This is a genomic window from Immundisolibacter sp. (assembly GCF_041625615.1).
GTDB lineage: Bacteria > Pseudomonadota > Gammaproteobacteria > Immundisolibacterales > Immundisolibacteraceae > Immundisolibacter.
On sequence record NZ_JBFJTF010000058.1, the window covers coordinates 1 to 13,366 of the forward strand.

A 13,366-nucleotide genomic window follows, 5' to 3' on the forward strand; every position below is an offset into this window, starting at 1 on the left:
AGGTAGTACGGTGCCCGGAACTCGAAACCGGTTTCGTCCGAGTTGCCGGCACTCGGCGCCAGGAAGCCCGACTTGCGCTCGTCCGACAGCGGAAAGCTGAAGTACGGGCTGTACAGAATAGGCACGCCCTTGAAATCCAGGACCACGTTGCGGGCCGAGCCCTGGCCGTCGTCGAAGTCGAGGTCGACCTTGGTGGCGCGCAGCGCCCAGTCGCGCTTGCCGGGCGGGCAGGTGGTGTAGAAGGCGCCTTCCAGGGTATGGCGGCTGGCGTCGCGTCGAATGATGCGCGTGGCCCGGCCGCGGGCACGCTTCTCGCGCAGGGCATAGCTCGCGTTCTCGATGGTGCCCTGGTCGGCCTCCAGGTTGTATTGCAGGCTGGTGCCCTCGAGCATCATGCGGCTGTCGCCGAACACCACAGCACCGGTGGCGACCGCCGCCTGGTCGTCGCGGTTGAAGGTGACCTCGTCGGCGTTGAGCTGGCGATCGCCCTTGACGATGGCTGCCTGCCCGTGCAGCACGATGTTTCCGTCAGGGTCTGCCTCGGAGGAGTCGGCCACCACGTATATGGGCTGACCGCTTGCCTTGGCGCGCGCCGCCACCGCCGGATCGGGGCCGATGAACTCGAAGGCGCTGCCACACTGGGCGTCGCTCGGCTGTGAAACGGCGGCCTGGGTCACGGAGGCCGTGAGTGCGATGCTGGCGACGGCCAGGACCGGCCAGTGACGGACTCGGAGATACGCTTTTTGCAACAAGGGTGGCCCCGGGGCGCAGACGGAAAGCAGGTCCCCGCTGGAACTCGGGGCCTACGGAATCGGGCTTGTTTTACCTGCCCACGGAACGCGACCAACAGCCGCCCGCGAGCGGCGCCGATGATAGCAGACGCACCTTCCGGCGCGGCGCGTCAGCCTGCTGCGCGCAGGCTGATATGTGGCCAGCCGCGCGCGGCGGCCGCTGCGCTGAGCGCTTCGTCTGCATCGACTGCGCAGGGCGCGTCGACGCGTTCGAGCAGCGGCAGGTCATTGTGTGAGTCGCTGTAGAAGTACGTGTAGGCGTTCTGGTAACCGTAGCGTTCCTGCCAGGATTGCAGGCGCGCCACCTTGCCGTCCCGGAAACATGGCGGATCAACGGCGCGTCCGGAAAAGCCGGTGGCCAGCCATTCGGGTTCGGTGGCGATCAGCGCCGGAACGCCGAGCAGCGCGGCGATGGGGCCGGTGACGAAGCGGTTCGTGGCGGTGATGATCACCGGTAGATGGCCGTCGCGGCGGTGGCGTTCGATCAGTGCCGCTGCGTCCGGTGCCACGCGCGGCGCGATCCATTCGGTCACGAAGCGCTCCCGGAGCGCCAGCAGCCGGGCGAGTGGCACTTCGCGCAGAGGGCGCAGGGCGAATTCCAGAAAGGCGTGGATGTCCAGGTCGCCGGCTTTGTACAGTGCGTAGTATCGGGCGTTGGCGGCCTCGTAGCTGGGGCCGTCCACCAGGCCCGCGTCCGCCAGGCAGCGTCCCCACAGGTAATCGCTGTCGTCGGTGAGCAGGGTGTTGTCGAGGTCGAAAAGGGCCAGTGTACGGGCCATGGAGGGCCGCTCCGGGGTCAGGCTGCATGCTACCATCGCCCCAAGTTTACAAGGCCGTGACGGCCCCGCCGTGTACTGGCGATCCGGTGCGGCAGGGCAGTGGTGGTGAGGATTGGATACGCCATGATCGATGCAGAAGGCTTTCGGGCGAATGTCGGCATCATCCTGGTCAATGATGCCGGCAATGTGTTCTGGGGCCGGCGTATCGGTCAGAAAGCCTGGCAGTTTCCACAGGGCGGGATCAAGTACAACGAGACCCCCGAGCAGGCGCTGTTTCGGGAGTTGCGTGAAGAGGTGGGTCTCACCTGCGCAGACGTTGAGGTGCTTGGGGTCACCCACGACTGGCTGCGCTACCTGATCCCCCGGCGATACCTGCGGCGCGACCGACCGCCGTGCATCGGTCAGAAGCAGCGGTGGTTTCTGCTGCGGTTGACGGCGGGCGATGAGCGGATCTGTCTCGACGCTGACGGTACGCCCGAGTTCGATGCCTGGCGCTGGGTAGACTACTGGATGCCGCTGACCCAGATCGTCAGTTTCAAGCGTGATGTATACCGCCTGGCTCTGGAAGAACTGGCCCGCCTGTTGCCGGTACAGCCTGACCAACATCTTCAGCAACGTGCCTGAGTTACACCTTGGAAATCAATCAACCTGACGACGGGACGCCGGCCGCCGAAACCTCCGAGGGCGTCCAGCCGGCGCGCAAGAAGTCTTCCGGTGGACGCGTCTGGCTGCTGCTGTTGACGCTTGTGCTGGTGGTCTTCGCGGCGGCTGCGGGGGTCTTCTGGGTGCGCTTTTGGCAGCCGCTTCAGCTCCAGGTGGCGGCGTTTTCGCACGCGGAGGAGCGCGCCGCGCAGCGTCTTGATGCGCTCGTGGCCTGGCAGGCGACGGTCAGCGACGACCTGGCGGCCCTTGAAGGGCGCAGTCGTGGCCTTGAGGCACGCCTGGAGCAGGTCGGGCCGGCACGCCTTGTGGAGTGGTCGCTTGCAGAGGCGGCCTATCTGCTGAGCAACGCGCAGCGGGCAGCACGGCTGGATGCCGACCCGAAGCGCGCTGCGCTGGCCCTGGAGCTGGCCGGAGCGAGTCTGGCGCCGGTGCCGGGCAGTGCCGGGCTGAGGGCGGCCATCGACAGTGCGCAGCGTCGCCTGCGTAATATCGAAGTGCCGGATGCAGACATCCTGGCCAGCGAGTTGGCGGAGGCCGGGCGGGTGTTGAAGGACGCGCCATTGCGCGAACCTGGCCAGGTATCCGCGGCCAGGGAGCCGTCCGCAACCGGTTGGCGGTCGGCGCTCGGGCAGGCCTGGCAGCAGCTGCGTGAAGTCGTGGTGCTGCAGCGGGTCGGGGCGCCCTTGCAGCCCCTGTTGCGACCCGACGAGCAGCGCTATCTGCGCCAGCAGCTCGCGCTCAAGTTTGCGGCCGCCGAGTACGCGCTGCGTCGACGCAATCAGGCGGCTTTGCGCAGTGAGCTCGCCGACGTGCAGGTATGGGCGGAAGCGTATCTTGAGACGGACGGGGCGCCGGTGGCCAAGGCACTGGCCGCCGTACGCCGCGTGGCGGACACCGAACTGCGACCCCAGCTACCCGATCTGACGGATTTGAGCGTGCAGCTGGACGCCCTGCGTCGGCGCGCGGGTGCCGTGGGCAGGCGTTCATGAGGCGTTTGCTGGTGCTGCTGCTGGCCGCAGCGGTTGGTGTGTTGGTGGCCGGCCTGGTGGCCGGGCAGCCGGGCTACCTGTTGCTGGCGTGGGCCGACTGGCGTCTGGAAATTCGAAGCCTGTTGTTGGTGCTGGTGGTCCTGGTGTTGGTGTTCGGGGTGCTGCATTGGTTGCTGGGTGCCGCCTCGCGGGCGCGACAGGCGCTCCTGCGACGGCGCTTGCAGCGCCAGTTGCGGCGCCGGGAGCGGGCGGAAATCGATCTTGCGGCCGGCGTCATGGCGCTGGTCGAGGGGCGGGAGGGGAAGGCCCGCAAACTGTTGACCCGCGGGCGACGGGCGGCTGCGGCACCGGAGCTGTACGCGCTTGCATTCGCACGCCTGGCGCAGTTACGGGGCGATGACGTCACGCGGGAGCGCGAGTTTGCTGCGGCCCGTGCCGCGGCGCCGAACGCGGCGGCGGCGATCGCGCGCCTGCAGGCACAGGCGCAACTGGCGGCGGGTGACCTGACCGGTGCGCGCGCCACGCTCAGTAGCGTGGCAGACGATGACAGTCCGCAGGTGCTGGAATTGAGGGCGCAATTGGCGCGGCGCAGCGGCGACTGGCTGGCCCTGATCGACGTCTTGCCGCGCCTGCGCAAGGCCGGATTGATTGATGCCGCCCACATGGCGATGCAGGAGGCCGAGTGCGCCTGCGCGCAACTGGCGGTCGATGATGTGCCGGACCTGTTGTGGCCTCAGTTGTCGCGGCGCCTGCGCCGCGACAGTGGCGTGCGTCTGGCTTACGCCCGCGCCTTGCGACGTTGTGGTCGGCACGACGCGGCACAGGAACAGCTTGCCGAGTTGTTGCACGACGACTGGTCGGCCGAGGCAGTGGCCGAGTTCGGGCGCTATGCCGGTAGCGATCCGGCCCGGGAGTTCGCGCGCGGCGAGGGCTGGCTGAAGGCGCATCCGGAAAATGCGTCGTTGCTGCTGGCCCTGGCCCGGCTCGGGCGCAAGGCAGGACAGATGAGCCGTGCGCAGGCGTACTTCGAGGCGGCCCTGGCCCTGGAGCCGAGCGCCGAGGGGCATCTCGAATTGGCCGAGCTGTTGCAGGCGCTTGGCCAGGCGGCCCCTGCCGCCGAACAGTATCGGGCCGGGCTTCGCCTGGCCCTGCGCACGTCGCCCGCCGTCTTGACAGCCGATCCACCGGCTGCGGATGATCGCGGTCACTTGTTGCCGCGCGAGGCCTGACCCGGCTTGGACGATGTCCCTTTAGTGCTGCTGTTCGCAGCACTGGTGTTGTTGATTCTGCTGTCGGCGGTGTTTTCGGGCAGCGAAACCGCGTTGATGGCGATCAATCGGTATCGGCTGCGGCATCTGGCGCGTACCGGGCACGGGGGTGCCCGGCGGGTGGAAACCCTGTTGCGCCAGCCGGATCGGTTGATCGGCCTCGTGTTGCTGGGGAACAACTTCGTCAACATCCTGGCGTCGTCGATTGCGACGCTGATCGCGCTGCGTTTGTGGGGTGAGGCGGGGATCGCCATCGGCGCCGCTTTGTTGACCGTTGTGCTGCTGATCTTCAGCGAGGTCACCCCCAAGACGCTTGCAGCGCTGCACCCCGAGCGGCTGGCGTTCGTCGCCGGCTATTACCTGTCGGCGCTGATGGCGGTGCTGCTGCCGCTGGTGCTGGCGGTCAATTTCGTTTCGAACGGGCTGTTGCGGCTGCTCGGCGTACGCCCGGAAGACGCCCGTCAGGACTCGCTTGGCCGCGAAGAATTGCGCACGCTGCTGTTCGAGGCCGGCCACCATTTCTCTCCGCGACACCGGGGCATGCTGCTGCGCATCCTGGATCTGGAAAGCGTGGTGGTGGAGGACGTGATGGTGCATCGCAACGAGGTGCGCTATCTCGACCTCGACGATCCATGGCCGGAACTGCTCGAGCAGATGCGAAGCATCCCGCACAGCCGTTTGCCGGTGTGCCGCGGGTCACTGGATCATTTGCTGGGTGTGTTGCCGTTGCGGCGTGTGATGCACCTGCTGGGCGATTCCACGTTCGACCCGGAGCGTCTGCAGGGCTTGCTGCAGGAGCCCTACTACGTGCCGGAAGGCACACCCCTGACGCAGCAGTTGCTGCAGTTCCAGGCGCAACGCGAGCGCTTTGCCCTGGTGGTGAACGAATACGGCGATGCGGTCGGGCTGGTGACGGTCGAGGATATCCTGGGCGAGATCATCGGCGAATTCTCGGGCGGCTCCGCCAGCTTGATGGCCGATGTGCATCCCCAGTCGGACGGTTCGTGCCTGGTCGCCGGCAGCGCCTCGGTGCGCGAACTGAACCGCACCATGGGCTGGGATCTGCCGGTGACCGAGGCCAAGACCCTCAACGGTGCCATTCTGGAACACCTGGAAGATATCCCGACACCGGCCACGAGCCTGTTGTTGGGCGGCTATCCGGTGGAGATCGTGCAGACCCAGGGCAATGTGGTGAAGGTGGCGCGCATCGGCGCCAAGCTCAAGCGCGGCGCGTGACGCACCACAGCGTCATACGCTGAAGCTTTCGCCGCAGCCGCAGCTTTCCTTGACGTTGGGGTTGTTGAACTTGAAGGCTTCGTTGAGACCTTCCTTGCGGTAGTCCAACTCCATGCCGTCGAGTATCGGCAGCGCGTCGGCCGACACCACCAGACGCACGCCCTGGTCGTCGAACTGCACGTCGTCGTCGTTGACCTGACCCGCAGGCTCCACCACGTAGGCGTAGCCGGAGCAGCCACTCTTGCGCACGCCAAGACGCAGCCGTGGCGGCTGCTGATCGGCCAGGATCTGTGCCACCCGATGGGCAGCGGCTTCGGTCAGTCGAATGGTCATGGTTGGAGACTCCTCACATCATCCCGGTTTGCAGACGCGCCGCCTCGCTCATCATATCCACCGTCCATGGTGGGTCGAGCACCAGCTCCACGTCGGCCTGTGAGACACCGGGAATGGCCAGCAGTTTTTCCTTGACGTCTTCGGCCAGTACGTCACCCATGCCGCAGCCAGGGGCGGTCAGGGTCATTTTGACGTCCACGCGGTAGCGTTGTTTCCCGGTTTCTCGTACTTCGCAGCCGTAGATAAGGCCCAGTTCCACGATGTCCACCGGGATTTCGGGGTCGTAACAGGTCCGAAGGTGCTGCCACACCAGCTGCTCGACGGCCTCAGGCGTGGGTGCGCCGGTGAAGCTCTCGGACGGCAGCGGCACGCGTGTCTTGCCAAGGGCGTCTGCGTCCTTGGCATCGATGCGGGCCATCTGTCCTTCCAGCAGCACGGTGTAGCTGCCGCCGAGCTGTTGCAGGATGGTGACCTCGGTGCCTTGCTTGGCGTTCACCTGGATGCCGAGGGGCACGAACAGCGCCTTGCAGTCGCGGCTCAGGACGACGGTTTCGCGTTCGTTCACGGCACGGATCTCGCGATGTGGGGGAAGAAAAAAGACATCATTCGGTTTTTGCTGGGGCGGCTTCACCATGCGCCGCGTTGTGCATCGTATGCCAGGCGAGCGTGGCGCATTTCACGCGTGACGGGAATTCGCGCACGCCGGCCAGGACCGCGAGCTTGCCAATGCGCTCGGTCAGCTCCGAGTCGGGCTTCTCGCCGGTCACAAGCGCGTGGAAGTCCTGGAACAGGGCTTCGGCCTCGGCCACTGTCCTGCCTTTGACCGCCTGCGTCATCAGCGACGCGGAGGCGATGGAGATGGCGCAGCCGGCGCCCTCGAAACTCACGTCCCGGACCTGATCGTCGTCGAGGTGCAGATAGATGGTGACTTTGTCGCCGCACAGCGGGTTGTAGCCCTCGGCACGGCGGTTGGCATCGGCCAGCACGCCGTAGTTGCGGGGGTTCTTGTTGTGATCGACGATCAGTTCCTGATACAGCTCGCGCAACTCACTCATCAGCAAAACATCTCCACGGCCTGGTGCAGGGCCTGCGCCAGGCGGTCCAGGTCCTCTCGGGTGTTGTACAGGGCCAGCGAGGCACGCGCGGTGGCCGGTACGCCGAAGTACTCCATGACGGGCATGGCGCAGTGATGGCCCGCGCGGATGGCCACGCCCTGACTGTCCAGCACGGTGCCGAGGTCGTGCGCGTGCAGGCCGTCGACCACGAACGACAGGATGCCTGCCTTGTTCTGCGCCGTGCCGATCATGCGAAGCCCCGGAATCTGCGTCAGCAGCTGCGTACCGTAGTCCAGCAACTCGTGCTCGTAGGCCGCGACGTTGTGCACGCCGACCTGTTGCATGTAGGTGATGGCCGCGCCCAGGCCGATGGCACCGGCGATGTGGGGCGTGCCTGCCTCGAACTTGTGCGGCAGGTCGTTCCAGGTGCTGCCCTGGAAGCTGACGGTGCGGATCATGTCGCCGCCGCCCTGCCATGGCGGCATGGCCTCGAGCAGCGCGCGCCGGCCGTACAGCACGCCGATGCCGGTTGGCGCGTACAGCTTGTGTCCGGAAAACGCATAGAAATCACAACCCAGCGCCTGCACGTCGACCGGCGTGTGGGCCACTGCCTGGGCGCCGTCGACCAGTACCGGTACGCCGCGGGCGTGCGCCAGGTCGATCATCTCGCGCACCGGGTTGATGGTGCCGAGCGCGTTCGACACGTGCGCCACGGCGACCAGGCGGGTCCGTTCGCCGAGCAGGCGTTCGAACTGTTCCATGCGCACGGTGCCGGTGTCGTCGATTTCGGCGACTTTCAGCACGGCGCCGGTCTGCTGGCACAGCAGCTGCCACGGCACGATGTTGGAGTGGTGTTCGAGCCCGGTGATCAGGATCTCGTCGCCGGGGCCGAGGTTGGCACGGCCGTAGCTCTGCGCGACCAGGTTGATGGCTTCCGTGGTGCCGCGCACGAACATGATTTCGGCCGTCTCGCGGGCATTGATGAATTCCCGTACACGTTCGCGCGCGTTCTCGTGGGCGAGCGTGGCCTGCTCGGACAGCCAGTGCACGCCGCGGTGGATGTTGGCGTTGATCTCGCGGTAATAGGCCGATTCGCTGTCGATGACCGCCTGCGGCTTCTGGGTGGTGGCGGCATTGTCCAGGTAGGCGAGCGGGTGCCCGCGCACGCTGCGCTGGAGGATGGGGAAGTCGGCGCGCAGGCGGGCGGCCGGGAAATCCTGCCGATGGGCGGCATAGGTTGCGATATTCATGAGTGCGTGTCCGTCACAGCTGCGCCAGGCGCGGTTCGAGCAGCCTGTCGATCGCCGCTTCGAGGCGCGGGTCGAGTCCGCTGAGCGCGTCGCGCGCAAAGGCGGCCATCAGCAGGCCGCGGGCGGTCGCCTCGTCGATGCCGCGGGTGCGCAGGTAAAACAGCTGCGCCTCGTCGAGCTGGCCGACCGTGGCGCCGTGGCTGCACTTGACGTCATCGGCGTAGATCTCGAGTTCCGGCTTGGCATCGATTTCCGCCTTGCGCGACAGCAGCAGGTTGGCGCAGGTCATGGCCGAGTCGGTCTTTTCGGCGCCGGGGTGGACGTGCACGCGGCCGTTGAACACGGCGCGGCCGTTGCCACCGGCCAGACCCTTGAACACCTCCTCGCTGCGGCAGTGCGGGGCCTGGTGGTCGATGCGGGTATGGAAGTCGACATGCTCGCCGTTGCCGGCGGTATACAGGCCGCGCAGGCTGCACTCGGCGCCCGGCGCCTGCAGCAGCACGTCGATGTCCTGTCGCAGCAGGCCGCCGCCGGCGGCCAGCGCGTGGGTGTCGAAGCGGGCGTCGCGGCCCAGGTGCACCCGAAGATCGCCGATGTGGACGGCCGCCGGGCCCTCGCGGAGTACTTTTACATGCCGCAGTCGTGCGCCGGCGGCAAGCTGTGCCTGTGCCAGGACGTTGACGTGGTAGGCGGTGTCGGTGGTGCCGAGGTAGTGCTCCACCACCAGTGCCTCGGCCTGTTCGCCGAGCTCCAGCAGCAGGCGCAGATGGGCCGAGGCGTTGTCGGCGCCGCCCAGGTGCACGATGTGCAGCGGCTGCGTCAGTTGCGCGCCGGGCGCCAGGCGCAGCCACATGCCGTCCTCGAACAGTGCCTGGTTGAGGGTGGCAAAGACCCGTGCCGGGCCGGCGGCGTCGTCGACCCGCAACTGGCCGCGCAGCGCATCGCCGCCGGTCGCCAGTGCGTCAGCCAGGCGCACCACCTGCACGCCGTCGTCGGTCGGTAGCTGCGACCAGGGAGCCACCAGCCGGCCGCCCACGAACACCAGCCGGCAGCCATCGGGCAGTCCGTCCGGTGCCGCCTGCGGGGCGGCCGCGGCCTGCGGCTGTGCCCGTTCGAGGGTGGCCAGGCGGGTGTATTTCCAGTCCTCGTCGCGCCGTCCGGGCAGGCCCTGCGATTCGAAGTTTTGCCAGGCGGACGCGCGCAACTCGCGCAGCCAGGGCGCCGTCTGCGTATCGGCCTGTAGGCGCGCGTGCTGTGCCTGCCAGTGAGCCAGTGCGCTCATGCCGGGGCGGCCTCCTCGTGCAGCCAGCCGTAGCCGCTCTGTTCCAGTTCGCCGGCCAGTTCGGGGCCACCGGAGCGCACGATCTGTCCGCCCGAAAGCACGTGCACGCGGTCGGGCGGCACGTAGTCGAGCAGGCGCCGGTAGTGGGTGACCAGGAGCATGGCCCGGTCGGGGGCGCGCAGGCGGTTGATGCCGTCCGAGACGATTTTCAGGGCGTCGATGTCGAGACCGGAGTCGATCTCGTCGAGCAGCACCAGTTCCGGTTCCAGCAACGCCATCTGGAAGATTTCGGCACGCTTCTTCTCGCCGCCGGAGAAGCCCTCGTTGATGGCCCGTTGCAGGAAGTCCTCGCGGATGCCCAGTTCCTTCATCCGGCCCTTGACCACGGTAAGGAAGTCCATGGCGTCGAACTCTTCCTCGCCACGGTGTTGACGCCGGGCGTTGACCGCCGCGCGCAGGAACACGGCCGTCGACAGCCCCGGGATCTCGACCGGGTACTGGAAGCCGAGAAACACGCCGGCGCGGGCGCGTTCCTCTGGCGCTTGCGCCAGCAGGTCCTGTCCCTGGTAAGTGACGGTGCCGGCCAGCACTTCGTAGCCGTCACGGCCGGCCAGAACGTTGGCCAGCGTGCTCTTGCCGGAGCCGTTTGGTCCCATGACGGCGTGGACCTCGCCGGCGTTCAGGGTCAGGTCCAGACCGCGCAGGATTTCCTTGCCGTCGACGGCGACGCGCAGGCCTTTGATTTCTAGCATTGCAGGCATGATGAACTCGGGTTTGAGGGTCAGCCGACGCTGCCTTCGAGGCTGACGCCCAACAGGCGCTGCACCTCGACGGCGAATTCCATCGGCAGTTCCTTGAAGACTTCCTTGCAGAAGCCGTTGACGATCATCGAGACGGCCTCTTCCTCGCCGATGCCGCGCTGGCGGCAGTAGAACAGCTGGTCTTCGCCGATCTTCGAGGTGGTGGCCTCGTGCTCGACGGTGGCGCTCGGTTCCTGCACCTCGATGTAGGGAAACGTGTGCGCGCCGCAGCGGCTGCCGATCAGCAGCGAATCGCACTGGGTGTAGTTGCGTGCGCCCTCGGCGCCGCGCAGCATCTTGACCAGGCCCCGGTAGGCGTTGCTGCCGCGGCCGGCCGAGATGCCCTTGGAAATGATGGTGCTGCGCGTGTTGCGGCCGATGTGGATCATCTTGGTGCCGGTGTCGGCCTGCTGGCGGTTGTTGGTCAGCGCCACCGAGTAGAACTCGCCGACCGAGTTGTCGCCGGTCAGCACGCAGGACGGGTATTTCCAGGTGATCGCCGAGCCGGTTTCCACCTGGGTCCAGGAAATCTTGGCGTTGCGCCCGCGACAGTCGCCGCGCTTGGTGACGAAGTTGTAGATGCCGCCGCGCCCTTCGGCGTCGCCGGGGTACCAGTTCTGCACCGTCGAGTACTTGATCTGTGCGTCTTCCAGCGCCACCAGTTCCACCACGGCGGCGTGCAGCTGGTTCTCGTCGCGCATGGGCGCGGTGCAGCCCTCCAGGTACGACACGTGACTGCCGGCGTCGGCGATGATCAGCGTGCGCTCGAACTGGCCGGTCTTGGCGGCATTGATACGGAAATACGTCGACAGCTCCATCGGGCAGCGCACGCCCTTGGGGATGTAGACGAACGAGCCGTCGGTGAACACCGCGGCGTTCAGGGCGGCATAGAAGTTGTCCGACGGCGGCACCACGCTGCCCAGGTACTGGCGCACCAGCTCGGGGTGATCCTTCACCGCCTCGGAGAAGGAGCAGAAGATGACGCCGTGCTCGGCCAGCCGCTTCTTGAACGTGGTGGTGACCGACACGCTGTCGAACACCGCGTCCACCGCCACGCCGGGGCCGGCTTCCGCCGCCACGCCGGCCAGGGCGGCCCGCTCGTGCAGCGGGATGCCGAGCTTCTCGAAGGTGGCCAGCAATTCCGGGTCGACTTCGTCCAGGCTCTTGGGGGCGTCGTCCTTGGCCTTCGGTGCCGAGTAGTAAACGATGTCCTGGAAATCGACCGGCGGATGGTCCACGTGTGCCCAGGTGGGCGGCGCCATCTTCAGCCAGTGGCGGTAAGCCTCCAGGCGCCAGTTGAGCATGAACTCGGGCTCGCCCTTCTTGCTCGAGATGAGCCGGATGACGTCCTCGGACAGGCCGGGTGGAACGGCATCGGCTTCGATGTCGGTGATGAAGCCGGCCTGGTAGTCGCGTTCCAGGAAGTGGCCGATGTCGGTGCTGGTGTTCATGGGTGTGTTCCTGATCGCTTCAGGCGGCCGTCGAGGCGCTGTGGCGGCGTGGCACGGCGCGGATCGGCATGGGCGCCGGGCGGATCATCTCTGCCAGGGTCATGCTTTCGAGCGCCGCCAGCACAACCTGGTTGATGCGCTGCCAGTTGCCGCGGATCGAGCAGATCGACTCCTGCTCGCACAGGCCCTCGCTGCTGCCGCATTCGGTAAGGCCCACAGCCCCCTCGAAGCTGCGCACGATCTGCGCCACCGAGATTTCGCTGGCCGGACGGGCCAGTTCGTAGCCACCGCCCTGGCCGCGCAACGAGCGCAGCAGGCCGGCCCGCACCAGTGCCTTGAGCACCTTGCTGGTGGTCGGCAGTGCAATGCCGGTGCCTTGCGCCACCTCGGCGGCGCTGTGCAGGCGGTCCGTCGCACCGGCCAGGTGGCCCATGATGACGGTGGCGTAATCGGTGAGTTTGCTGACGCGCAACATGGTCCGTGAGGGTAGGAGGCGCGGGTTTGTGGACCATTTTAGTCCTGATTCAGATCGGCGAACAAGCGGCCCTATGCCATCTTGGCCGCCATCGGCGCGCATGCGATGATGGCGCGCCTTTTCAGCCACTATCCGACCCATGCCAGCCCGCATCATCGACGGCAAGCGCGTGGCAGCCGAACTGCGCACCGCGCTGGCTGCCCGCATCGCAGCGTTTACCCAGGATCGCGGGCGGCAACCCGGGCTGGCCGTGTTGCTGGTCGGCGCGGATCCCGCCTCGCAGGTGTACGTGCGCAACAAGCGCCGGGCCTGCGAGCAGGTGGGCATACGCTCGTTCGGACACGACCTGCCGGCTGACACCTCGCAGGACGCCCTGCTGGCGCTGATCGACAGCCTGAACGCCGACCCGGCGGTGGACGGCATCCTGCTGCAACTGCCGTTGCCGGCGCACATCCGGCCGGAGGTGGTGCTCGAACGCATCGCTCCGGCCAAGGACGTCGACGGCTTTCATCCGTACAACATCGGTCGTCTGGCGCAGCGTCTGCCGGGCCTGCGGCCGTGCACGCCACGCGGCATCATGCGCCTGCTCGAGCACTATGCGTTGCCGGTGCGCGGCTGCCATGCGGTGGTGGTGGGCGCCTCCAACATCGTCGGCCGTCCGTTGGCGCTGGAGTTGTTGCTGGCCGGCGCCACGGTGACCGTGTGCCACCGTTTCACGCGTGACTTGCAGGCGCATGTGCGACAGGCCGAACTGCTGCTGGTGGCGGTCGGCAAGCCGGGCCTGATTCCGGGTGACTGGGTGGCGCCCGGCGCCACGGTGATCGACGTTGGCATCAATCGCCTGGCCGATGGCAGCCTGCGCGGCGACGTGGACTTCGAAGTCGCCAGTCAGCGCGCGGCCTGGATCACCCCCGTGCCTGGCGGCGTGGGGCCGATGACCATCGCGCTGTTGCTGGAAAACACCCTGGCCGCCGCGCAGGCGCGGGCGGGCTGA

The 13,366-nt window shown here is 67.2% G+C and carries 15 protein-coding genes; 5 read left to right on the plus strand and 10 right to left on the minus strand.

The features are described 5' to 3' along the window. A partial coding sequence (locus tag ABYX71_RS06265) for an LPS-assembly protein LptD (RefSeq protein WP_372695650.1) occupies window positions 1-677 on the minus strand: 677 nt, incomplete at its 3' end. A gap of 224 nt (window positions 678-901) precedes the next feature. Continuing rightward, the gene (locus ABYX71_RS06270; RefSeq protein WP_372695651.1) at window positions 902-1,570 is read right to left on the minus strand and encodes an HAD family hydrolase; all 669 of its coding nucleotides are present in this window, start codon (window positions 1,568-1,570) and stop codon (window positions 902-904) included. 123 nt (window positions 1,571-1,693) lie between these two features. Here ABYX71_RS06270 and ABYX71_RS06275 point away from each other — a divergent pair, with 123 nt between their 5' ends. From ABYX71_RS06275 to ABYX71_RS06290, 4 genes are read left to right on the plus strand one after another with little or no spacing between them, the layout of a single operon-like run. Further along, the gene (locus ABYX71_RS06275; RefSeq protein WP_372695652.1) at window positions 1,694-2,194 is read left to right on the plus strand and encodes an RNA pyrophosphohydrolase; all 501 of its coding nucleotides are present in this window, start codon (window positions 1,694-1,696) and stop codon (window positions 2,192-2,194) included. A gap of 8 nt (window positions 2,195-2,202) precedes the next feature. Further along, window positions 2,203-3,222, plus strand: coding sequence for a uroporphyrinogen-III C-methyltransferase (locus tag ABYX71_RS06280; protein ID WP_372695653.1), 1,020 nt, complete (start codon window positions 2,203-2,205; stop codon window positions 3,220-3,222). Then, window positions 3,219-4,451, plus strand: coding sequence for a heme biosynthesis protein HemY (locus ABYX71_RS06285; protein ID WP_372695654.1), 1,233 nt, complete (start codon window positions 3,219-3,221; stop codon window positions 4,449-4,451). The genes ABYX71_RS06280 and ABYX71_RS06285 overlap by 4 nt, the downstream gene beginning before the upstream one ends. Before the next feature lie 24 nt (window positions 4,452-4,475). Beyond that, on the plus strand, window positions 4,476-5,726 hold the full coding sequence (locus tag ABYX71_RS06290) for an HlyC/CorC family transporter (RefSeq protein WP_372695655.1): 1,251 nt from the start codon (window positions 4,476-4,478) through the stop codon (window positions 5,724-5,726). A gap of 12 nt (window positions 5,727-5,738) precedes the next feature. Here ABYX71_RS06290 and ABYX71_RS06295 read toward each other — a convergent pair whose 3' ends face one another. The 8 genes from ABYX71_RS06295 to ABYX71_RS06330 are packed head-to-tail and all read right to left on the minus strand — an operon-like array spanning window position 5,739 to window position 12,372. Beyond that, window positions 5,739-6,059, minus strand: a complete 321-nt coding sequence (locus ABYX71_RS06295; protein WP_372695656.1) for a HesB/IscA family protein — start codon at window positions 6,057-6,059, stop codon at window positions 5,739-5,741. A 13-nt stretch (window positions 6,060-6,072) separates the two neighbouring features. Beyond that, window positions 6,073-6,624 carry a putative Fe-S cluster assembly protein SufT gene (gene sufT, locus ABYX71_RS06300; RefSeq protein ID WP_372695657.1) on the minus strand — a complete coding sequence of 184 codons (552 nt, stop codon included), beginning with the start codon at window positions 6,622-6,624 and terminating at the stop codon, window positions 6,073-6,075. Window positions 6,625-6,661: 37 nt separating this feature from the next. Further along, window positions 6,662-7,114, minus strand: a complete 453-nt coding sequence (gene sufU, locus ABYX71_RS06305; protein WP_372695663.1) for a Fe-S cluster assembly sulfur transfer protein SufU — start codon at window positions 7,112-7,114, stop codon at window positions 6,662-6,664. After that, window positions 7,114-8,364: a SufS family cysteine desulfurase gene (locus tag ABYX71_RS06310; protein ID WP_372695658.1), complete on the minus strand. Its 1,251-nt coding sequence runs from the start codon at window positions 8,362-8,364 to the stop codon at window positions 7,114-7,116. The genes sufU and ABYX71_RS06310 overlap by 1 nt, the downstream gene beginning before the upstream one ends. Window positions 8,365-8,377: 13 nt before the next feature. Next, window positions 8,378-9,646 (minus strand): Fe-S cluster assembly protein SufD, encoded by a 1,269-nt coding sequence (sufD, locus tag ABYX71_RS06315; RefSeq protein ID WP_372695659.1) that lies wholly within the window; start codon window positions 9,644-9,646, stop codon window positions 8,378-8,380. Beyond that, window positions 9,643-10,398, minus strand: a complete 756-nt coding sequence (gene sufC, locus ABYX71_RS06320) for a Fe-S cluster assembly ATPase SufC (protein ID WP_372695664.1) — start codon at window positions 10,396-10,398, stop codon at window positions 9,643-9,645. Before sufC ends, sufD begins: the two co-directional genes overlap by 4 nt. 29 nt (window positions 10,399-10,427) lie before the next feature. Further along, entirely contained in the window at window positions 10,428-11,897 is a 1,470-nt protein-coding gene (sufB, locus tag ABYX71_RS06325) for a Fe-S cluster assembly protein SufB (RefSeq protein ID WP_372695660.1), read from the minus strand. Between the two features lie 19 nt (window positions 11,898-11,916). Continuing rightward, window positions 11,917-12,372, minus strand: a complete 456-nt coding sequence (locus tag ABYX71_RS06330) for an SUF system Fe-S cluster assembly regulator (protein ID WP_372695661.1) — start codon at window positions 12,370-12,372, stop codon at window positions 11,917-11,919. A gap of 139 nt (window positions 12,373-12,511) precedes the next feature. Here ABYX71_RS06330 and folD point away from each other — a divergent pair, with 139 nt between their 5' ends. Further along, complete coding sequence (folD, locus tag ABYX71_RS06335; protein ID WP_372695662.1) at window positions 12,512-13,366, plus strand: bifunctional methylenetetrahydrofolate dehydrogenase/methenyltetrahydrofolate cyclohydrolase FolD; 855 nt, start codon at window positions 12,512-12,514, stop codon at window positions 13,364-13,366.